19 protein-coding genes and 1 riboswitch are annotated in these 20,807 nt (G+C 47.3%); of the genes, 8 read left to right on the top strand and 11 right to left on the bottom strand.

Annotated elements, in window-relative coordinates; all coding sequences use genetic code 11:
* Positions 1–2 precede the first annotated feature (2 nt).
* The 4 genes from QP860_RS04790 (at position 3) to QP860_RS04775 (ending at position 2,922) form a co-directional block, all read left to right on the top strand.
* A complete protein-coding gene (locus QP860_RS04790; RefSeq protein WP_070620540.1) occupies positions 3–947 on the top strand; it encodes a glutathione S-transferase C-terminal domain-containing protein in 945 nt (314 codons plus the stop codon).
* 22 nt (positions 948–969) lie between these two features.
* Positions 970–1,698 carry an amino acid ABC transporter permease gene (locus QP860_RS04785; RefSeq protein ID WP_141744624.1) on the top strand — a complete coding sequence of 243 codons (729 nt, stop codon included), beginning with the start codon at positions 970–972 and terminating at the stop codon, positions 1,696–1,698.
* Between the two features lie 3 nt (positions 1,699–1,701).
* On the top strand, positions 1,702–2,442 hold the full coding sequence (locus QP860_RS04780) for an amino acid ABC transporter ATP-binding protein (protein WP_070620537.1): 741 nt from the start codon (positions 1,702–1,704) through the stop codon (positions 2,440–2,442).
* Between the two features lie 156 nt (positions 2,443–2,598).
* Positions 2,599–2,922 carry a hypothetical protein gene (locus tag QP860_RS04775; protein ID WP_070620534.1) on the top strand — a complete coding sequence of 108 codons (324 nt, stop codon included), beginning with the start codon at positions 2,599–2,601 and terminating at the stop codon, positions 2,920–2,922.
* 539 nt (positions 2,923–3,461) lie between these two features.
* Here the strand turns inward: QP860_RS04775 and QP860_RS04770 are convergent.
* Positions 3,462–4,628, bottom strand: a complete 1,167-nt coding sequence (locus QP860_RS04770) for a M20 family metallopeptidase (RefSeq protein WP_284912273.1) — start codon at positions 4,626–4,628, stop codon at positions 3,462–3,464.
* A 14-nt stretch (positions 4,629–4,642) separates the two neighbouring features.
* Positions 4,643–6,043, bottom strand: coding sequence for a YfcC family protein (locus QP860_RS04765; protein WP_284912272.1), 1,401 nt, complete (start codon positions 6,041–6,043; stop codon positions 4,643–4,645).
* Positions 6,044–6,876: 833 nt separating this feature from the next.
* Positions 6,877–6,965, top strand: a riboswitch (TPP riboswitch).
* Positions 6,966–7,031: 66 nt separating this feature from the next.
* Here QP860_RS04765 and thiM point away from each other — a divergent pair.
* The 3 genes from thiM to thiD are packed head-to-tail and all read left to right on the top strand — an operon-like array spanning position 7,032 to position 9,364.
* Positions 7,032–7,865, top strand: a complete 834-nt coding sequence (gene thiM / locus QP860_RS04760) for a hydroxyethylthiazole kinase (protein WP_070620525.1) — start codon at positions 7,032–7,034, stop codon at positions 7,863–7,865.
* Entirely contained in the window at positions 7,865–8,575 is a 711-nt protein-coding gene (locus QP860_RS04755) for a thiamine phosphate synthase (RefSeq protein WP_070620523.1), read from the top strand. The genes thiM and QP860_RS04755 overlap by 1 nt, the downstream gene beginning before the upstream one ends.
* On the top strand, positions 8,576–9,364 hold the full coding sequence (gene thiD / locus QP860_RS04750) for a bifunctional hydroxymethylpyrimidine kinase/phosphomethylpyrimidine kinase (RefSeq protein ID WP_284912271.1): 789 nt from the start codon (positions 8,576–8,578) through the stop codon (positions 9,362–9,364).
* A gap of 74 nt (positions 9,365–9,438) precedes the next feature.
* Here thiD and QP860_RS04745 read toward each other — a convergent pair whose 3' ends face one another.
* From QP860_RS04745 to QP860_RS04720, 6 genes are all read right to left on the bottom strand, one after another.
* A complete protein-coding gene (locus QP860_RS04745; RefSeq protein WP_284912270.1) occupies positions 9,439–10,788 on the bottom strand; it encodes an MATE family efflux transporter in 1,350 nt (449 codons plus the stop codon).
* 14 nt (positions 10,789–10,802) lie between these two features.
* A complete protein-coding gene (locus QP860_RS04740; RefSeq protein WP_284912269.1) occupies positions 10,803–11,732 on the bottom strand; it encodes a metallophosphoesterase in 930 nt (309 codons plus the stop codon).
* A gap of 16 nt (positions 11,733–11,748) precedes the next feature.
* Positions 11,749–12,753, bottom strand: a complete 1,005-nt coding sequence (locus QP860_RS04735) for an ABC transporter ATP-binding protein (protein WP_284912268.1) — start codon at positions 12,751–12,753, stop codon at positions 11,749–11,751.
* Complete coding sequence (locus tag QP860_RS04730) at positions 12,750–13,529, bottom strand: ABC transporter permease (protein ID WP_284912267.1); 780 nt, start codon at positions 13,527–13,529, stop codon at positions 12,750–12,752. The genes QP860_RS04735 and QP860_RS04730 overlap by 4 nt, the downstream gene beginning before the upstream one ends.
* Positions 13,526–14,371 (bottom strand): ABC transporter permease, encoded by an 846-nt coding sequence (locus QP860_RS04725; RefSeq protein ID WP_284912266.1) that lies wholly within the window; start codon positions 14,369–14,371, stop codon positions 13,526–13,528. The genes QP860_RS04730 and QP860_RS04725 overlap by 4 nt, the downstream gene beginning before the upstream one ends.
* Positions 14,372–14,437: 66 nt before the next feature.
* A complete protein-coding gene (locus QP860_RS04720) occupies positions 14,438–15,535 on the bottom strand; it encodes an ABC transporter substrate-binding protein (protein ID WP_284912265.1) in 1,098 nt (365 codons plus the stop codon).
* 230 nt (positions 15,536–15,765) lie between these two features.
* Here QP860_RS04720 and QP860_RS04715 point away from each other — a divergent pair, with 230 nt between their 5' ends.
* Positions 15,766–16,902 (top strand): haloacid dehalogenase-like hydrolase, encoded by a 1,137-nt coding sequence (locus QP860_RS04715; RefSeq protein WP_284912264.1) that lies wholly within the window; start codon positions 15,766–15,768, stop codon positions 16,900–16,902.
* Positions 16,903–16,980: 78 nt separating this feature from the next.
* Here QP860_RS04715 and QP860_RS04710 read toward each other — a convergent pair whose 3' ends face one another.
* From QP860_RS04710 to QP860_RS04700, 3 genes are read right to left on the bottom strand one after another with little or no spacing between them, the layout of a single operon-like run.
* Positions 16,981–18,366, bottom strand: a complete 1,386-nt coding sequence (locus QP860_RS04710) for an MFS transporter (RefSeq protein ID WP_070620514.1) — start codon at positions 18,364–18,366, stop codon at positions 16,981–16,983.
* 2 nt (positions 18,367–18,368) lie between these two features.
* A complete protein-coding gene (locus QP860_RS04705) occupies positions 18,369–19,850 on the bottom strand; it encodes an alpha/beta hydrolase domain-containing protein (RefSeq protein ID WP_070620511.1) in 1,482 nt (493 codons plus the stop codon).
* Entirely contained in the window at positions 19,834–20,751 is a 918-nt protein-coding gene (locus QP860_RS04700) for a ChbG/HpnK family deacetylase (RefSeq protein WP_070620509.1), read from the bottom strand. The genes QP860_RS04705 and QP860_RS04700 overlap by 17 nt, the downstream gene beginning before the upstream one ends.
* Positions 20,752–20,807 lie beyond the last annotated feature (56 nt).

The following is a 20,807-nucleotide window of genomic DNA, read 5'->3' as shown; positions in this document are numbered from 1 at the left end:
ACATGAGCAAACACCCTGTCTTCGCTAAGGAAATTCAGGCTGATGGGTCTTTTGTCCAGCAGGGTAATGTCCTGTCTAAGCCCTTCTCTTATGAAGAAGGGGGCCTAAAACCTGAAGCCAACCGCTACCAGCTGGTTTGGATGCCCGCCTGTCCCCATGCCCACAAAGTCGTGATCGCCATTCACCTCTTGGGCTTGGACACGATTATTCCGATCTCTGCAACCGGCCCCTACCGGACAGACGAGGGTTGGGTCTTCTCCGACTATCCCGGCGGCCGTGATCCACTCACAGGGGCTAGGTCAACTCTGGAGCTCTACCAGCGCAGCATTCCGGACTATGACCTCCGTCCCACCGTTCCCCTCATTGTCGACCTCCGCACCGGTCAGGCGGTCAACAATGACCACAAGACCCTGACCCTCCAGCTAGAGACTGTCTGGCAGGACTTCCACGCTAAAGGCGCCCCTGACCTCTACCCTGAAGCCCTCCGTCCAGAGATTGACCGTCTCAACCGACTCATCTATGAAGAAATTAACGTTGGCTTCTACAAGGTTGGCTTTGCGGAGAGTCAGTCGGCTTACGAGCAAGCCTATGATAACTTATTTGAAAGTTTAGACTTTCTAGAAGATCGCTTGAGCCAAAGTCGCTATCTCTGCGGAGACCAGTTGACCGATGCCGATCTGAGACTCTACCCTTCCTTGGCCCGCTACGACGTGGTCTACTATGATGAATTTCGTTGCCGCGAACGTCGGCTCAGAGACTATCCCCATCTCTGGCGCTATGCCCGAGAGCTCTACCAGATCCCTGCTTTTGGGCAGACGACCGACTTTAACTTCATCAAGGCATCCTACTACCGGTCGCCCCATCTCAAGGCCCTCTTCGGCAACAGCCACAACATCCTGCCTAAGGGGCCTGACCTTACGCCTTGGCAGCAGGGACCGACCAACTAAGTGATTGCAAAGGAGTGTTATCTTGGAGAAATTATTTGACTTTAACTACATGCTGGAGGCCATCCCCAGACTACTCGAACGCCTCCCCGTTACCCTCGAATTAACTGCTCTCGCCATGGTCCTAGGACTAGTCTTGGGGATTGTCATCGCCCTCATCCGCCTAGAAAAACTTCCTATCCTAACCCCCTTGGCCCGGCTCTATGTCTCCTTTGTGCGCGGGACACCGATTATCGTCCAGCTCTATATTTCCTACTTCGGTCTGCCCCTCTTCTTGAAGTACCTCAACGCCCAGTTCGGCTGGCAGCTCAATGTCAATGGCATTCCAGGTTATGTCTTCGCCATCCTAGCCATGGGCATCAACCAGTCGGCCTACCTGTCCGAGATCTTCCGCGGGGCCTTCCTGTCTGTTGACAAGGGGCAGATTGAAGCTGCCTATTCGGTGGGAATGACCAAGGGCCAGTGCTTCAGACGGATCCTCTTCCCAGAAGCCCTAACCATCGCTATCCCGGGGCTCGGCAACTCCCTAATCTCTCTGGTCAAGGGAACTTCCCTGGCGTTTGTAACTAGTGTCGTCGAAATGACCGCCCAAGGGAAGATTATCGGCGGCCAGACCTACCGTTATTTCGAAGTCTATATCGCACTAGCTCTTATTTATTGGTTGGTGACCATTCTCCTCGAATTGATCTTCTATTTGATTGAAAAACGTCTGGCCTTACCAGACCAAGCACCCCAAGTGAAGGAGGGAGCCTAAGCCATGATCCACATCAATGAATTGAGTAAATCGTTTGCAGATAAGACCGTCTTGGACCACTTGTCCTTCGATATCCAAAAAGGAGAAGTGGTTGGCATTATCGGACCTTCCGGCACCGGCAAGTCGACCCTCCTCCGCTGTCTCAACCGCTTAGAGACGCCTGATCAGGGTCAGATTAAGTTTGATGGCGAGTCTTATTCGCTCACCAGCCAAAAAACAGATGAGATTACCGAAATCCGTCGCCAGACAGCCATGGTCTTCCAACAGTTCAATCTTTTTAAGCGGAAGACTGCCATTGAGAATGTGACCGAAGCTCTAGTAACCGTCCAGAGGCTTCCAGCTGACCAGGCCCAAGCCAAGGCCAAGACGGAACTCCACCGGGTCGGCCTGGCAGGCCATGAGAAACACTACCCCCACCAGCTATCGGGCGGCCAGCAGCAGAGGGTCGCTATCGCCCGAGCCATTGCCCTAGAGCCCCAGCTCCTCCTCCTCGATGAACCCACCTCTGCCCTCGACCCTGAACTCGTTGGCGAGGTCCTCAGTGTCATTAAGGAAATCGCTCAAGCTGGTTATACCATGCTCCTGGTCTCCCACGAAATGGCCTTCGTCCGCGAAGTCGCTGACCGCGTCTTCTTCCTCGATCAAGGCCACATCCTCGAAGCCGGCCCCGCCGACCAAGTCTTCGACCAGCCCAAGAGCAACCGGGCCAAACAATTCTTCTCCAAAGTCAAAGAAAGATATTAACTATACAGCTTCTCCCACAAGCAAGACTCGCCCCGTTTGGATTTCTCTCCAAATTGGGCGAGTTTTTCGCTTATAAATTACCCTTACCTTCTCATTTGACAGCCTGTAAGCGCTGCCCTATCCTAGACTTAGAAGCTTTTCCAGGGAGGATTAATTATGAAGAAAGGTCAACTAAGCCTCGCTACCGCTTGCCTATTTCTTTTTGCCTGTCAGGCCGAACCCATTCCTGAACTCAACCAAGCCAAGGTCCAAGCAGAACCCGACGAAGAGATTGCCCAGATTTTTGATCTGCCCTTAACCAGCGATCCGACGATCAAGGCCCGGCGCTACCATTTCATTGACTTACAAGGGACTCAAGAAAATGAACCCTATATCGACTACTTCCAGGCCCTGCGCCAAGTCAACCAAGAGCTCACCGACCTCCAGCTCCCCTCGGGCAAAATGCAGGATCTCAATCTCCCCTGCAGGTATGGGGGTTAAATTGAGAGCTTCTGGATATCTCGTATCAGAATTTGCCCTTGTTCAAGATGATTCAACCAGACCTAGTTGACAATCCCCTTCGATTAAGCCATGTAGGAAAGAAAGTAGGCAGGTGTTCTCCCTAGCTTGGGAAGAACACCTGCCTACTTATTTCGTTATTCCTATTTGCGCGCAGCTGCCTCAAAAGCAAATAGAGGCCGGCTATTTGCTCTCAGCTGGTCTGAAAGCAAGTTGAAGGCGACAGTTTGCATTCGGCAGGGTTGAAAGCAAATTGAAACTGGCTATTTGCACTCGGATGGTCTGAAAGCAAATAGAAGCTGGCAGTTTGCATTCGAAAGCTCTGTGTGCAAATAGAGACGGCAACTTGCGAAAATACTCCCTAGCTGGTTTCGTGATAAGAACATTCATCCAATTAGCATGCACCTCCAAATACAAAAGCGCAACGAAAGCTCACCCATATGATTTAACAAAGAAAGACAAAGCAAGCCGGTGTTCCCTCCCTAGCTTGGGGAGAACACCGGCTTGTTTTTTTTGATTGCTTATTCTGCTTCAAAGTCTGCTTGGATGGCCTTAAGCAGCTCAGGATCGCTGAGGACGTCGTAGCCGGTCCGGGCCAGGATTTCAATGGTAGTCATCATGGCCTGGTAGCCGGCTTCTGTCTTGGTACAGTCGCGGAATTCGGGGGTGTGGCCGGAGATTTTTTGGCCGTTAGTGATACCGTAGTAAGGATTAGTAGCGGGCACGACATGGCTGACATTGCCCATGTCTAGGGACCCGACCACTTCATTGGGATCGGGATCTAACATCTCCACACCTAGAGCTTCAGCGTTGGCGTTGTAGGCGTCGTCCAGGGGCCGGTTGGTGACCATGTCGTCGTAGGTCTTCTCATAGTTACGATACTTCATGGTGCAGCCAGCTGCCTGGGCGGCGCTCTCCGCCATGCGGATCATCATCTCGCGCAGGACTTGGACATAGGCCTTGTCGCGGGCCCGCACATAAAAATGCGCCCGGGTGTAGTCGGGGATCACATTAGCGACCTCGCCCCCATCCTTGATCACCCCGTGGACGCGGGCGGTCGGTAGGATCTGCTGGCGTTGGGCATTGACCAAGTTGAAGAGGTTGATCACTGCGTCAAGGGCATTGATTCCCTGCCAGGGTGCCGCCGCGGCGTGGGCATTCTTACCGAAGAATTCGAATTCGAGAGCCTGCATGGCCAAAGAGGGGCCGCTCTTGGTGTTGGCATCGGAGGGGTGGGTGCAGAGGGCCACGTCAATGTCATCGAAGGTATCGGCGGCGGCCATGTCCACCTTGACCCCGTCCGTTTCTTCGGCGGGCGTGCCCAAGACCACGACGCGTCCACCTGTCTCAGCCAGGACCTTGGACAAAACAATCCCGGCAGCTGTGTCAACAGTCCCCAGCATGTTGTGGCCGCAGCCATGCCCGATTTCAGGCAGGGCATCGTATTCTGAGAGATAAGCTACTGTTGGGCCGGGTTTGCCAGAATCATAAGTCGCCCGAAAAGCGGTCTCAAAGCCCAGGTAAGGTTTTTCAACTTGGAAGCCGTGTTTTTCCAAGAGGTCAGCGTGAGCCTGGGAGGACTTATACTCTTCCAGTCCAAGCTCGGGATGGTCGTAAATATAATCGCTCAAGGCTTGGAATTCTTCTCTTAAATCTGCACAAATTTTACTTAGTTGTTCTTTTCCCATAATATACCTTCTTTCTAGAATGGACCGTAACCCATCAGGTGCGCTGCAATGACGAAGACCAGGCCAATTAAGAGCCAGATCAACATCAGGGGCATGGCGAATTTGACCCACTTACTATAAGGAATCTTGGCGATCGCCAGTTGAGCCATGAGGATGCCGGACATGGGCATGATGGAATCCAGGAAGCCGTTGCCCAATTGGTAGCAGAGGACAGCGGTTTGCCGGGTCACGCCCAGGGCATCGGCCAGGGGCACAATAATCGGCATGGTAACCGCCGCCTGGCCACTCCCTGAAGAAATAAAGAAATTGATGATCACCTGGACCACATAGATCCCCACGGCACTCAGGACGCTCGGCAGGTTGGCGATGGCGTCCGACATGGCATGGATAAGGGTATCAATAATCATGCCGTCTTCGAGAATGACAATCAGGCTCTGGGCCAGGCCCACAATCAAGGCCGCATAGACCATATCCTTGGCCCCTTCGATGAAGCCATCCGCAATTTGACCGGCTTTTAGGCCGCCAACCATGCCGGCTAGGATGCCAGCGCCGATCTCCGTAATATACCAGCCGTAACCGATGACGCCGACCGCAATCACCACGAAGCTCAGCACAAAAATCGCTGCAATAATCTGCTGGCGGCGGGTAAAGGCTAGGGTCTCACTGGTCTTGCCTTCCGACGCTTCCTCAGCCTTGGCCGCCTGCTCTTCCTCATAGACAATGGACTGGCTGGGATCTGCTTTGACTTTTTTCGCATAGCGCATCAGGTAAACGGTTGTCGACAGCCAAACGACTGCGAAGAGGACCAGGCGGAGGCCAATCCCCGAGAAGAGGGGCAGGTCAGCGATGGACTGGGCCACCCCAACTGAGAAAGGATTCATAAAGCCCGAGGTGAAGCCCAGACCAGCGCCCAGGCCGATCATCCCCACACCAACCAGGGCATCATAGCCCATGCCCCGAGCCAGAGTCACGCCCAGGGCAATGAAGAGGATGGTCTCCTCACTCAAACCAATCGTCGACCCGGCGATCCCCATAATCAGAAGAACTGACGGAATCACTAGGGTTTCCTTTCCTCGCAAGGCGTGGACCAGGCGGCTGAGCGCCGCTTCAATAGCTCCAGTCTGGTTCATCACGCCAAAAGCACCGCCCACGATAAATAGGAAGTAAGAAATATGTTGGCTCCGCTCGAAGCCAGCTGGCAAGGATTTTAAAATATCAAAGATTCCCTGGGGCTGCTGGGCCACATAGCGGAAGGAGTTAGGATCGATCACCTCCCGGCCATCCACCATAGTCCGGGCAAACTCCCCCGCTGGCACGACCCAAGACATCAGAGCCGCAATCACAATAAAAGCAAACAACAAAACATAGGTATGCGGGACCCGGAGCTCCCGCATATCCGACCACAATCTACTCACAATACTCGCTCATTTCTATCTAGTGTATCCTGTTGCCATTCACCTTAGTCCACCTATGTAAGCGCTACCATAAAGTTCACTAATCCAGGCCAATGTACAACACAATCAGTTCAGATTCTACCATAAGTAGAGGGTGTGAACAAGAGCGGGTAGACTTGAATGATTGGAGGGTCATCAAAAAAGGCTGACGCCAGTCAGACGTTTTGATGAGCTGAAATCACTTCAAGTCTGCTCTTGTGAACCCGACTAAGCAGGGTGTGAACAAGAGCGGGGAGCTTTCGTTCACTGGAGCAAGTCGCCAGAGCAGTCTGAAAGGCTGCGGCGGAGACTTGTGAAGTGACACGAAAGCTGCTCTTGTGAACCCGACTAAAGGGTGTGAACAAGAGCGATTAGCTTGGGATGCTTGGAGCAAGTCAGAATAAGGGCAAGCCATGCTTGCACGTTTCTGACTTGCGAAAGCACTCCAAAGCTGCTCTTGTGAACCCGACTAAAGGGTCTGAACAAATGCGGGTAGCTTGGGATGCTTGGTACAAGGCTTGCACTCCTCTATTTGCGTGCACCAGGTCTGAGAGCAAATAGAAACTGGCTATTTGTGCTCGGCAAAGCCTGAAGTCAAATTGAAGTTGGCTATTTGCATTCGATAGGCCCTGAAGGCAAACTCCAGTCGGCTATTTGTCCTCAGCCGTCATGCAGGCAAATTCCAAAAGCCAACTTGTCTTCGCTGACCCCTGAGTGCAAATAGGGAGCCGACAACTTACGAGAGCACTCCCAATTAAACCGACACAACATCTTCCTTGACAAGGACTGCGCTTTGTTTTAAAGTGGCTGTAAATAAAGAAAAATTGAGGTGCCAATTGGCTGAGATTAGACTCATTGAACCTGTCAGGATAATGCCTGCGTAGGGAAGATATTTTTTCGTGTGGCTAGATGCAGCTAATTGGCAATCTCAAAAGAATGAGATTGTCTTTTTTTATGGGAGGAATTCAATATGGAAGAATCAATGCAAGAGGCCATCCAAGCCTGTGTCGAGGCAGTTAAGGCAGACCAGCCCCTGGTCCCCTCGATTACCAATACCGTGACCATTAACCTAGTAGCCAATACCCAAATCGCGGCGGGTGGCTCGGCAGCTATGGTCTACATGGCGGATGAAGGAGCAGCCATGGCCCAAGCCGGAGAAGCCTTCTACATCAACGTGGGAACCATCTTCCCCCTCTACCAGGAGAGCATCCCTCGAACCATCAAGGCCCTCAATGCAGCCGGCAAGCCCTGGGTTCTCGACCCGGTAGCTGTAGGCATGGGCGGTCTGCGCACGGAACTCCTCCGTGGCATGCAGGAAGCTAAGCCCACAATCATCAAGGGCAATGCCAGTGAAATTATGGGCTTGGCCAAGGCTTGGGGGCTTCTCGATCAGGACCAATCCGTCGCTAACAAGGGGGTCGACAGCCTGCATACGCCCCAGGAAGCCCGGCAAGCGGCCCAGCTCCTCGCCCAAGAAACGGGTGGCGCGGTCGTGGTCTCCGGTGAAGTGGACCTGGTCACCGATGGCCAGGCTGTCTACGCTTCTTCTGGAGGTTCTGAGCTCATGAGCCATATTACGGGCGCCGGTTGTGCCCTGGGTGGTCTGCTGGCAGTCTACGCCGCTAAGGCCGATCCCCTCACCGCTGCCCTAAGCGGTGTCAATGCCTTCAACTATGCCGGTCAACGTGCCGCCCAAAAAGCCCAAGGCCCCGCCTCCTTCCAAATGCACTTACTAGATGAACTCTACCAAGCCAGTCCCGAAGCCATCGCTTCTAATCCTTGCCAGAGAGAGGAGGAAGCCTAGTGAAGTCGGCACGAAAAAACTTTGACCTCTCTGCCTACCTCATCATCGGTCCTGAAAATACTCCCGACCGCTCGCCCCTTGACATCATCCAACTGGCCTTGGAGGCGGGCTTCACCTTCATCCAAATCCGGTCCAAGGTCCTCGATGCCAAGCCCTGGATCGAACTCACCATCCAGGCAGCTGACCTGATTAAAAAGATGGGCCTCCAGGACAAGGTCTCCCTGGTCGTCAACGACCGCCTGGATGTGGTACTGGCAGCCCGTGAAGCTGGTGCCAAGGTGGACGGTATCCATGTTGGTCAGACCGACCTGCCCGTCGCCCTCTGCCGGAAATACTTAGGTCCCGACGCTATTATCGGTCTGTCTGCCACGGCTCTCGAATTAATCGACTATGTGAAACATGAAGATGTCAGCGAAGTCGATTACTTTGGTGCCGGCCCCCTCCACGCCTCCCCATCCAAGCCGGAAGCAGGCCACTTCGAAGGCCAGGACCTGGTTACCCGGACCTACGATGAACTGGAGCAGCTCGCCCAGGTGAGCCCCATCCCTGTCACTATAGGAGGCGGCGTGACTCTGGCTGACCTGCCTGACCTGGCCCAGACCGGGGTCGACTCTTTCTTCGTCATCTCGGCTGTCACCACTGCCGAAGATCCTGGCCAGGCTGCCAAAGATCTCGTCTCTAGCTGGAAGCAATATCGAAAGGAGCACTAAATGAAAACTGCCTTAAGCATAGCCGGCTCCGATTCCTCAGGCGGCGCCGGTATCCAAGCTGACCTCAAAACTTTTCAAGCCACGGGAACTTTTGGCATGACCGCCATCACGGCTATCACGGCCCAAAATACATTGGGCGTCCAAGCCAGTGAGATCGTCTCCCCCGAGCTCCTAGAAGCCCAGATCCGCAGTGTGTGCGACGATATCCGGCCTGATGCTGTTAAGATTGGCATGGTCGGCAATGCTGACTCCATCCGCTGCATCGCCCGCCTGATCCAGGACTATCAGCTCAAAAACATCGTTCTCGACCCGGTCATGGTAGCTACCAGCGGCGCTAGCCTCCTCGCCTCCGACCAGGTCCAATCCCTCCAGGAAGACTTGATTCCCCTGGCCAAGGTCATCACGCCCAACCTCTCAGAAACCAGCGTCCTCTACGGGCAAGAAGTTACAGACGAAGCCAGTATGGAAGAAGCCGCAAAGGCCCTCTCTGACCGTTACCAAGTAGCCGTCCTCATCAAAGGCGGCCACCTCAAAGGCAAGGCTTGGGATGTCCTTGCCGACACGAACGGTTTGCACTGGCTCCAAGCTGCCCACATCGACAACCCCAACACTCACGGGACGGGTTGTACCTTGTCCAGTGCCATCGCCTCTTATCTGGCCCAAGGCTATCCCCTAAAAGAAGCCATCCAAAAAGCCAAAGTCTATCTCACAGGCGCCATTGCTGCTGGCTTGGACCTCGGCCATGGACATGGGCCGCTCAACCACGCTTATCGCTATCAGAAAAATTAAACTTATAACATGGAAAAGACCAGTCCTATCGAAATGAAGGGCTGGTCTTTTGATATAGTGTGTTTAGATTCTATCTAGCTAAGGTTACCAGATAGCAGCCATTTTTTCTGTGTCCATCGTCTATAGAATATTACCGCTCGAAGTGCCTCGTCTACAATAAAGACAAACCAAACAGCAATTAAACCCTGGTTAAAGAAATAAATCAGACTTAAGCTAACAGGAACTGTAAATAAATAGGTCGTCAATACACCAACAATAACCGGATAGCGTACATCGCCGACAACATTTAAGTTAGCAATCAAAATTTCATTGCTTGCTCTAAAAGGATCATACAAGATACTCAACCACAATAAAATTGTCACAACTTGCTTAATAACTTCGTCCTCTGTAAAAATTTGAATAAGCAGAGGACCTAGTAAAGCAATAATGACATTTAAGATGACTGAGAGAGAAAAGAATGCTTTAACAATACTTCGACCCGTTGCTGTTCCTTGATCCATATCTTCCTTTCGTATCGCTTTACCTATTAATATCTGTGAGCTTTGACCAGCTGCAACAGATATGGTAAATATAATAGCAGTAATTGTCTGCGTGTAAATTCTAGAAGATAAAGAGACAACGCCAAGAGAAGCAATCCCGGCTGTTATTAATAGCTGAGAAATATTGTAAAAAACGTTCTCCATAGCCGAAGGAACTCCGAGTCGTAAAATTTTTGAACTAATTTTTAAATCTTCTAAATGAAATGACCATTTGAGCTCAAAAATCTTAGGCAGGTCCTTCTTCAAGATGAGCAAGCTAATGAATACGCCCAAACATCTCATAATTAAAGTAGCAATACCAATACCAATGACTGCATTATCAAGTAAATGGGTATAAACTACGAAAGCATTCCCACTAACAACAATCAAGGTATTCAAAATCGACGCATACATTGCTGCTCGAACTTTACCATAACTCCTAAGAAGTGCATTAACACTACTTGAAATTCCTAAAGGCAGTAGACTCCAACCTAAGAGTTGCAGATAGATATTACCAGTCTCTATCAAGTTAGCTGGAGAATTAATTAATTGAAGTAAATTGCTTCCAAATATAACAAATACCAAAGTAATTAATAAAGAGAGTAAACCATTTAACAACAAGCTTTGTTGAAAAATTTTTCGAATATAATCCAGATGAACTTTATCAGCATTTTGTAGAAACAAAATAGTACTGCCTAAAGAGACAATCCCCAACAACAACTGTCCAATCGCAATAATCTGATCAGTCAACCCAGTTAAAGCAATCGCTCGATCATTAACTAATGAAATCAAAAATACGTTAACATTCATGATCAACATCATAAATACTTGCTCAATCAGGATTGGCAAAAACAAATTCTTAAATTTTTTAATTTTTGCTTGTTTTATGTCTGTCTTAAATAACATCATTTAGTTACTAACTAGGCAAATTCTTTAATATAAGTCGTCATACTATTATCTGAGATTTCAATTACTCGAGCGCCTCTGCTCAAGTCGCCATAAGCATTGTAACCAGAACAGCGGCCATAAATTAGTTTAATTCCATAAAAATCTGATACAAAATCATTTTCATGGTCGTGACCAGCATAAATAGCAACGATGTTACTATTTCTAATTTTTATTTGAGCGTATAAACCAGTATTAAGCACAGATGAACAAACTTCTTCACTCTGGTGTCCCTCGGCTTCCCCATCTATTATGGCTTGAGCGTATTCAGGAATAGGAATATGGATAAACAAATGACTTTTTTTAGAAGGATCCTGGGTCTGCTCAATAATCCAATCAATCTGCTGATCTTCCAAATACGCATATTGCCCCGTTTCAGTTTCGTCATAATCGCCTGAGTCAACAATCAGAAGTTGGGTCTGCTCATCGATGCTTACTACATACATCTCTCGATTATTCACGACCGTAAGCTTCTCTTTACAAACATGATTCTGAGAGCAACGAACCAAATCATTCAGTTCAGCTCGACCATAAACATCAATTTCATCGCGTTGATAATAAAAGCTAGCCAATTCTTCATTTTCACTTAACAGCTTTTCTAAATCATTGGAACCATTTTCAGCTAGCTTGTTAACTTTATTTTGCAAGTAGAAAATTTCAGAATCATGGTTGCCGTAAGTAACTGCATAAGGTACTTCCAAACTATCAAAGAACTTTAATACTTCTTCAAAATTTTGAAGGGAGTGAGGCACATGGCTCCAGATGACATCTCCTGATAGAACTAAATAATCAGGGTTTTCTAGTGAGACGAGTTCTTGAACTGCATAAAGTGTCTGTGTATCTAATTCATTAAAAGGAAGGCTACTCCCGATATGTAAGTCTGTTAACTGTATAATCTTTGTCATAACTTATTTCCTCCTTTTATCGAACAACAATCAAGTCATCTTTAGAGAGATAGAGATCAACAACTTCGCCATCTTCTCTAAAGTTTTTAGTCCGGTTTAATTGGTCAACTTTAATAATTTGGTCACCAACTAATACATTGAACCGCAAAATAGATCCCAGCATAGAGGTTCTTTGAATCTTTCCATGAATTTTAATGGCATCCTCTAGGGGTTCAAAAGATAGAGTTTCTGGACGAATTGCTACTAGAGAAGCTGGCCCTAAAGCATAATCTGAAAAATTATGGAAATCTTCAACTTCAAAGACATTATGATTTCCAATAAAATTAGCAACAAAGCGATTTTCAGGTCTCCGATAAACTTCAGAAGGTGTTCCACGCTGAACAATATTACCTGATTCCATAACAAAGATGTAATCACTCATTGTCATAGCTTCTTCCTGATCATGCGTTACCAAAATTACAGTAATTCCTAATTCATTCTGAATATCTTTAATCAATTCACGAAGTTGCATACGGATTTTAGCATCTAAAGCACTTAAAGGCTCATCGAGTAATAAAACATCTGGACGAGTGACCAAGGATCTCGCTAAAGCAACACGTTGTTGCTGTCCACCTGATAATTGTCTTGGATAGGCCTCTTTTCTATCTTCTAAGCCAACCAAACGAATCATTTCAAGCGCTTGCTCTTCCTGCAATTTTTTGTCTACTTTTTTCATTTCCAGACCAAATTTTACATTGTCCAAGACATTCATATTAGGAAACAAAGCATACTGTTGGAAAACCATCCCAAGATTCCGATTCCTCGGTGGCAGTTGATCTACACGTTTTCCATTGATATAGACCTCGCCACTATTGATCTCTTCTAAACCCGCAATACATCTTAATAATGTACTCTTCCCAGAGCCACTAGGGCCTAACAAAGTATTTAAAGACCCCTCTTCCATATTAAGGTCTAGATCTTTCAGAATTAATTCTTTACTATCATAACTCTTGGTAACATTTTTTATCTCGATATAACTCATATTTTTTTAACTCGCTTTCTATTAACTAAAACCAGCGCGATTACTGTAAATAAAGTAGCTAAGGTGAAATAGGTCACAACAATAGCACTCGAATAGTGCCCATTAGCTGTTAATTGTTCCCGTAAATAGATCTGAATCGTCGTAAATTTACCACCTAGTAATAAGTTAACAGTGACATATTCAGCAAATAAACCTGAGAAGATAAACAGAGCTGAAGAGATGACCCCGTTACTGATATTAGGCAAGATAATTTTGGTGAAAGATTCTAATTTACTAGCGCCTAAAATTTCTGCAGATTCAATTAATTCCTTAGCATTGATTGAACGTAAACTATTTGTTGTTCCCAATGTCATCAGTGGTAAAGTGCCCACCACATATGAACCAAATAGTAAGATCATCTTAGGTACTCCAATTGAATTATAAGCTTCTGAAAGCGACATAACAGAGATAACACCCGGTAGTGAATAACAGAAGATAATGATCAAATTAATGTATTTCATTAACTTAGGGAAATAAATAGCAATTGCAAAAATTGTTGGCACAATCACCGCTAAAGAAAGCACTACTGTCACTGTAGCAAGAAAGACTGTTCTTGCAATCGCCATTAGGAACTCTGGATCTGAAAATAGTTGAATATACCATTTTAAAGTTAAGGAATCTGGTAAGACACTAAAGGTCCACGAACTTGAGAAAGAATAAATAATTGTAATAATGAGTGGAATGAGTAAGTAGGCTAGTAATATAAAAATTACTAAAGGTTTGAATATTTTACTCATCGTAGGTCCCTCCTTAGTCGATTAGAAACATAATGACCAAATACCATATTAATCGCTAAAATCATAGCAAGTACGACAGCTAGTGACGATCCAATCTCAGGTTTAGCGAACAGGTCTCCTGATACCGTATTTCCGATTCTAACTGATAATAAGTTAATACTTGAACCAGTCAATGCGATCGCTGAATCATAGGCCCCCATCGCATTAGCGAACATAATACAGAACGTTCCGATTAAACTTGGTGCAAGAATTGGCAAACCAATCTTCGTCCAATATTGAAAGCTATTAGCGCCGAGAAGTTCTGCTGCTTCAGACCATCTTTTATCTAAGCCATCGAAAATTGGAATCAATAAAGTAATCCCCATCGGTAACTGGAAGTAGATGAATACAATCAGTAAACCAGTTAATGAATAAATATTAAAATCAGAAAGTATATTCCAACCTAATACTTGGTCAAGCATCACCAATACACCCGAATTACCTAGCAGAATAATAAAACCAAAAGCTAATGGTACCCCGACATAGTTATTCGTTAAGTTAGCTAAAACCAAAAAGGCTTCTCTCATTTTAGGTAAATAAGATACAATCGCATATGTTGCTAAAGAGGTAACGAATAGCCCCACTAAGCTTGAATATAGAGAAATTAAGATAGAATTTCTAAAGGCTTCCGTGTAAATGTTTGTGGTAAAAATTTCTTTATAATTATTCAGCGTAAAAGCACCACTAGCTGCATCTTGAAAACTCGCTAGTATCATCGTTATCACGGGATAAACCAATACCGCTAGTATTAGCAAGAAGAAGACCGTGATGAAAGCTTTAAACACTCCCAATCCTTGTTTCATGATATCCTCCTAAAAATAATAAAGGCCCAGACTACTGAAATAGTTGAGCCTTTGCATTGATTTAAATTAATTCTTTAAATGTGTGATAACATTGTCTTGCCATAGTGTTCCTAATTGTTCCAGTAAGTCATTCCATGCTTGTAAATCTTCTACAGGACGAGCACTTTCATACATTTCATCTGGAAGTAAGGCATCTTTTGCGTCTTGGTCAAGCTCAACATTTTCACGGATTGGACGAGCATGGCCTCTCGCTAAATTGTTTTGTCCTTCATCAGAAAGAATATATTCTCTCGCTAAAGCTGCTGCGTGAGGGCGTTGAGTGTATTTATTTAAAATTGTGGTGTAGCCACTAGTTACTGTCCCGTCTGTTGGAATAACCACTTCAAAGCGTTCTGAGTCTAAAGTATCTTGCATAGTTAATGCATTAAAGTCCCACATTGGAACAACTTCATGTTCACCAGATTCAAGGGTCCCAGCGTTATAGCCAACGGTGTTTAAACGACCTTCTTCACCCAACTTTCTATAGTAGTCAAGTCCTGGCTGAATATTTGTTTCATCCCCACCGTTAGCCATTGCAGCAGCTAAGACTGCAAATTGGTCTTGGTTACCACCAGCAACGTCGCCGATAGTCACTTTATAATCGCCCTCTGCTACTTCTTTCCAAGAAGTTGGAGTTTCATCGACCGCTTCTGTATCGACTAAGAATGCCATTGTACCTGTGTAACTTAATAGCCAATTGCCTTCGTCATCCTTAGCCCAATCAGGAATATCGTCCCAATACGAAGTTTTATACGGCATCACGACATCACGTTCGACAGCATAGGGACCAAATGCAATCCCCACATCACCAATTTCTGCTGATGCATTCTCTTTTTCAGCTTCAAAAGTTGCTAATTCTTCAGCTGATCCCATATCTGTATCAGAATGTTCAAGACCATATTTTTCATTTAAGTCGGCCCAAGTTTCTTTCCAGTTTGCCCAATCATCTGGCATACCAACAGAGTTAACGCCCCCTTCTTCTTTGGCTTTCTCTTCAATTTCTTCTAAAGAAAGGCTATTTAAATCAACTTGATTTTCATTAACACTTTCCGTTGAGCCACATGCTGCTAAACTCAGTGATGCTAGGGTCACCAAGCCAATATATTTTAACTTTTTCCAATTCATTTCATTTTCTCCTTTTTGTTCTTAGTCTACTTAAATGAGCTAAAATGCTACGCTATTTAGTGTAGCAAGCTAATGTCAAGAATCGATTGAATTTGGGTAAGATTTTTGTAATTTTAGTGTTAATTTGTAAATTAAATATCAACAATATTTCAATATTTGGTTTTTGTAAATTTGATTCCGATCCCCTCCCCCTTCTGCTACAATACATAAAAATAAGAAAGGAGTCTCCTATGCCAATCGACTTCCCCCAAGGCAATTTTGAAGCCAGCCTCCACCAAAGACTCAAGGATCTCATCACCAACTACAGCCATGCTGGCCACTATGCGGTCTTTGACTTTGATAATACCTCTGTCTTCAACGATATTGAAGATAGCCTGATGATGGCCATGCTGGACCAGTTCACCTATTTATTGACGCCCGATGACTTCTGCCAGACGCTCAGCTCCGGTCCTTTTGACTACCAAAAAACTTTCTTCAACCGACCCGAGCTCAGCCTGACCAACTTGGTTCAAGACCTGGATACTCTCTACCGTGAGCTCTACCACCAGGATGATGTCAAAAGTCAACCCGCTTATGCTAGCTTTGCGGCCAAGCTCCGTCTCTTCTATAACCTGATCAATACCCATTTTGACAAGGTTGCCGGTCAGACCTGGCCGACCTATCTCTTCAAGAGCTTCCTGCCCGAAGAATTCTGCCAGATTGGGCAGGCTGCCCTCCAAAGCAACCTACAAGCTCCCTTCGACCAGGTCATCCTCCAGTCTTCGAGCGACCATCCAGGCTTAGCCGGTCCTGTCCAAGCGACCTTTGAATCGGGGCTCAACTTTCCCGAGGAGGTCCACCAGCTCTTCGCCTGCCTGACCGACCATGGGATCCGGCCCTATATCGTCTCGGCCAGTCCCCGGCTACTAGTTCAAATGGCCGTTGTGCTCGGTGACTATGCCATCGCTCCTGAAAATATCTTCGGCATGGAGATTGCCTGCGATGCCAATGGGCGGCTGACAGACCAAGTCGCAGCTGGCACTTACGTCACTAAGAGCCAAGGCAAGGTGGACTGCATCCAAGACCTGATCCAGCCCCGCCATGACGGCAAAGACCCCCTCATGGTCTTTGGCGATTCTATGGGCGACTATGCCATGCTGACCGCTTTTGAGGGCACCCAGGCCCGGGTCCTCTTCAACCGCTACCAGGACAACGCGACCCAGTACCTGGTCCGAACCGCACAAGATCCTGCTTCAACCTACTTCGTCCAGGGTAGGGATGAAAATACAGGCCAACTCCGGCCCTCCCAAGCCACCATTCCCCTGGGCAGCCAAGAGCCCGTGCTCTATGCAAGTGATTTCAAAGGCGAGCATTCTCTATCTGAATAATTATCTTCATAAAAAACAAAAATGGACCCCAAGCAGAATATTTCTGCCTGAGGTCCATTTTTGATTTATTTTCTTTTATTATTTACGATGCTCAGCTTGGAGCTCTTCATAAATGGCGTCTGTTTTTTCTTTATTTAAGTTAAAGATGAGACCAATCCCGATGATTTCAAGAATAGTCGTCACAACCGGAACAGCTGTATAGAGCAAGCGAATATGCTGGGAAACTTCGGCTGATTGGGCAGCAACCCCAGAGACAAAGCCGATTCCTGCTAGGGCATAGCTGGCTAAGGTTGAGGCGAGGGTCGATCCTATCTTACGCGAGAAGGTATAGATGGAATAGAGCGAACCATCGCTACGATAACCAAACTTAAATTGATGGTAGTCCAAACAATCAGAAACCAGTGCCCAAATCAACATGGTAAAGCAGGTCTGTCCGATGTTAGCAATAATGAACAGGGCGGCAAAGAGATAAGGGTTAGCAATCGGAACTAGCATCAAGAAGAGTGACAGGATGAAGTTTCCTGTTACCGCAAAGAGGATCGTCTTTTGCTTACCCAAGCTATTAGCCAAGCGAGGAACGGTGGGTAGGGCGACTAGGAGAACGAATAAGGAGGCGAAGTTCACATAAGCGAGGATATCAGGTCGATTGTAGTACTCTTTGAACATGATCTGTCCGAGTTGGCTATTGCCTGTAATATAGATCAGAGACCCAACCGTTGCGACCATGACACCGATTAAAGGACGGTTGCGGAAGGCATCCTTAATCACAAGCGAATAGTTGAAAGTTTCTTCTTTGGGCGCTTCTGCAATCCGCTCGTGGGTCATATTCATTAAGGCAGTATAGCCCAAGAGCGAAAGAATGGCGAAAACAACCGCAATAATGAAGAAAGCCTTAGGGATTGGGGCATTGTTGGCATCCCAAGCAAAGAGAGGGACAATCGATAAGGCACCGAAGCCAACTACTGTCCCACCAATTGAGCGGGCCCGTGATAGCTTGGTCCGTTCTTCAGGCTTGTCCGTGATAACGTTGGCCATAGCACCGAAAGGCATGGAAGTTCCGGTATAGGAGATCCCATACAAGATATAAGCAAAGCTGACCCAAACGTGTAAGGCCGTATCACTAAAGCTAGACACATCCGTAAAGCAGAGGATATTAGCGAGGGCAAGCGGCCACATAGCAATCTTAATATAGGGCTTGAACTTGTCCCCCTTCTTCCCTAGCCGCCAGCGGTCAGGGAATGACCCAATAACCGGGTCATTAATGGCATCGAAGAGGCGGGCGACTAGAAAGAGGTTCCCCATGAAGATAGGACTCACCCCCAGGACATAGGTACAAAAGGTCAAATAGAAAGCATCAATAAATAAGTTAACGAAAGAACCTGCCATATCTCCAAAGATATAGCCCACTTCATCCCGCCAAGAAAAAGGCGGTTTATTGGTCTTCTTGATAGTATTTTCGGCCATATTTAACCATCCTTCCATAATTTCTGAGCCATCTCTTGGGCCCAGGAACGCATGCGTTCACCATCAGCTGCTGTCACTTCTTTAGCTTCAAGCGCCTGATTCAGCCTTTGCTTAAATTGTTCCAAATAATCGTCCTCATCACGATAGCGGTCTGCCAATTCATCTTCTGTAAAATAGGTCATCGACCCGTTAACATTGCCCACATTTTGGTCAATCTGAGACTCATCTGCTTGGGCATTAGCATGATAGTGGGCAATCGGAACATCCACATAGGGACTCCTCAAGCCGCCTTCAGCATTGCCATACTCGTCCCGGCGCACTTGCCCTTGGTCATCGCGGTCAATGACTTGACTGGCAGGTGCTTCCTGTCCCTCAATAGCCCAATCGTGGAGCCACTCCATGCAGCTGTTAACATAGTAGGCTAATTGAAGGTCGTTGACGGTATAGTGATATTCCCCATCCAGTATCTTGGGTGGATTCTTAGTCTTAGCGATTTCACTATTATCTGGAATCAAGGGTGAAGCCGGGTCGGTATGGGGTGAGCCAGCCAATTCATAGTGGCGGCTCATAGGATTCACAGTCTCTGTCTTAACTGTTGAGGGTTTCATGGGACCGAATAAGTTAATATCCCCCTCTGAAGAAAGGTAGAGGACAGGCACTTGGCTAGGCTTGAATTGCTGCTCACGGACAGCAAACATTCTTTCCTCATCATCTTGTTGGTCTAAGGTTCGCATGACGCCGTAACCGACCACACTGAGATAGCCATCAAAGAGAGGCTGGTCAAAGGCTTGGCTCAGGATATCTTCAAAATAATACAAGTAAGTATTCAGATACATGGCCGATTGAGATTGTCCCGTGAGATAGACTTCTTTAAGATCCAAAGCTTCAAGGAAGGGGGCCTGGTCCGATCGCATGCTCCAAGCTAATTGACTGATCATATCCCAGACCAGCCCTTCTTCGGTTCCCGGAATGGACATCTGCTGGTTGACTGTGGCGGGCTGAGGCGCAGCTTGGCGGCTAGCCCAGTTAATCTTCTCATAGCGCCCATAGTCAAAATTCTTTAAGGACAAGGCATTGATCGGTTTAGAGCTAATGCCAATATAGATATGACCATTTTCCAAAATATGCTGGTAGCTCCGCCGCCAAATGTCCTCGATATCGTATCCGTTAGAGGCATTGTAGATATCCAAGTAGACCCGGCCGGAAAACTGGTCAGCCTGGATAGGTTTACGCACCATGATGCGAGTACAATAGTCCAGGCCCTGGTCTTTAAGGGCTAGGCCCTGCCCTAAATCTTGGTAGACATTGGCTTGGCCAGCCTGCAAGTACTCTTCTTCGACATAGCCATATGCTGACAAGTCCAGGGGCTCACGGGCGTAGGCCATGGACGAGAAGGGGTGGCTATCTGCTGTCACTGGCAGCGGGCCCTCCCAGTTGACTGGTCGCTTGATTGCTTCTTTTACGACCTTATTTACTGTTGTCATCACTAGACTCTCCTTTCACAGCTCCTAGAATTTCTCGGTATGAAATCAAACGGATACCTTCGTCTGCCATGAATTGTTTCATCTCTGGACGGCTAAAGACTAGGTAATCGCCAATCCGTCCACCTTCATAGCGGTTGAGAGCCCGGGCTTCAGGCGTATCCCGCATGGGGTGGAAGGCGAAGTGGGTCAGTTGGCCCGGTTCAATAGCCTTGAGGATCTTTTGCGCTAACTTAAAGCGGTCATCGGGGTCATAAGTATGTTCCACCGGCATGCCCGAAATGCCATCCATCAGAGGGAAGCCTTCTGCCTGCCAGGTCTTCAGCTCTTCTTCTGGATAATTATCCGGCCCGATCATCTCTTCTAAGATGGGATTGTCCTCCCGGTGCCGGCAGATGACTGGCAGGATACCATGCTCATCATAGACATCGTGGTAGGGTTGAATGTATTTCTTATTCCACAAAGTCCCAGTATGGGTATCCACATGGGAAATGCTTAAACCCATAGCCTGGGCCAGCTGGACTTGGGCCTCAATCTCTACCGCAATTGCTGCCGGCTCGGCTGTCTCTTGGACCTTGTGCTTGTCCTGGACGAAGTAGCCTAGTTCATCGACGAAGCCTGAAGCAGGGTCCGAGGTCGACAAAGGCCGCCACTTATAGCCGCTGTACTCAGCGTTGAAGGCTAGATGAAGGCCCAGATCCCATTCCGGATGCTGGCTGGCCCGCTGGACGACTTCGGGGAACCAGGAACAAGGCACCATGGCCGATCCTGAAGAGATAGTCCCCAGGGCCATTAAGTCCTCATAAGCATCGATTGAAGCCTGGGTAATCCCCACATCATCTGCATGGACCACGACCAGGCGTTCATCGGCGCTATAGCCTAATTTTTTAATGATTGGATTCATTTTGAATGCTCCTTTATAAAACGCTTACATCTTCTTGTTAAAGATAGTTTAACATT

The sequence above is a fragment of the Aerococcus sp. UMB1112A genome (assembly GCF_030230715.1).
Taxonomy (GTDB): Bacteria; Bacillota; Bacilli; order Lactobacillales; family Aerococcaceae; genus Aerococcus.
The sequence above is the reverse complement of the archived record's forward strand: the minus strand, read 5'-3'. Positions and strand labels throughout refer to the sequence as shown.

Coding starts and splice junctions, on each gene's coding strand:
- thiM (WP_070620525.1), top strand. CDS start 7,032: ATGGAAGAATCAATGCAAGAGGCCATCCAAGCCTGTGTCGAGGCAGTT.
- QP860_RS04740 (WP_284912269.1), bottom strand. CDS start 11,732: ATGACAAAGATTATACAGTTAACAGACTTACATATCGGGAGTAGCCTT.
- QP860_RS04715 (WP_284912264.1), top strand. CDS start 15,766: ATGCCAATCGACTTCCCCCAAGGCAATTTTGAAGCCAGCCTCCACCAA.
- QP860_RS04735 (WP_284912268.1), bottom strand. CDS start 12,753: ATGAGTTATATCGAGATAAAAAATGTTACCAAGAGTTATGATAGTAAA.
- QP860_RS04730 (WP_284912267.1), bottom strand. CDS start 13,529: ATGAGTAAAATATTCAAACCTTTAGTAATTTTTATATTACTAGCCTAC.
- QP860_RS04705 (WP_070620511.1), bottom strand. CDS start 19,850: ATGACAACAGTAAATAAGGTCGTAAAAGAAGCAATCAAGCGACCAGTC.
- QP860_RS04720 (WP_284912265.1), bottom strand. CDS start 15,535: ATGAATTGGAAAAAGTTAAAATATATTGGCTTGGTGACCCTAGCATCA.
- QP860_RS04700 (WP_070620509.1), bottom strand. CDS start 20,751: ATGAATCCAATCATTAAAAAATTAGGCTATAGCGCCGATGAACGCCTG.
- thiD (WP_284912271.1), top strand. CDS start 8,576: ATGAAAACTGCCTTAAGCATAGCCGGCTCCGATTCCTCAGGCGGCGCC.
- QP860_RS04770 (WP_284912273.1), bottom strand. CDS start 4,628: ATGGGAAAAGAACAACTAAGTAAAATTTGTGCAGATTTAAGAGAAGAA.
- QP860_RS04780 (WP_070620537.1), top strand. CDS start 1,702: ATGATCCACATCAATGAATTGAGTAAATCGTTTGCAGATAAGACCGTC.
- QP860_RS04725 (WP_284912266.1), bottom strand. CDS start 14,371: ATGAAACAAGGATTGGGAGTGTTTAAAGCTTTCATCACGGTCTTCTTC.
- QP860_RS04745 (WP_284912270.1), bottom strand. CDS start 10,788: ATGTTATTTAAGACAGACATAAAACAAGCAAAAATTAAAAAATTTAAG.
- QP860_RS04775 (WP_070620534.1), top strand. CDS start 2,599: ATGAAGAAAGGTCAACTAAGCCTCGCTACCGCTTGCCTATTTCTTTTT.
- QP860_RS04790 (WP_070620540.1), top strand. CDS start 3: ATGAGCAAACACCCTGTCTTCGCTAAGGAAATTCAGGCTGATGGGTCT.
- QP860_RS04710 (WP_070620514.1), bottom strand. CDS start 18,366: ATGGCCGAAAATACTATCAAGAAGACCAATAAACCGCCTTTTTCTTGG.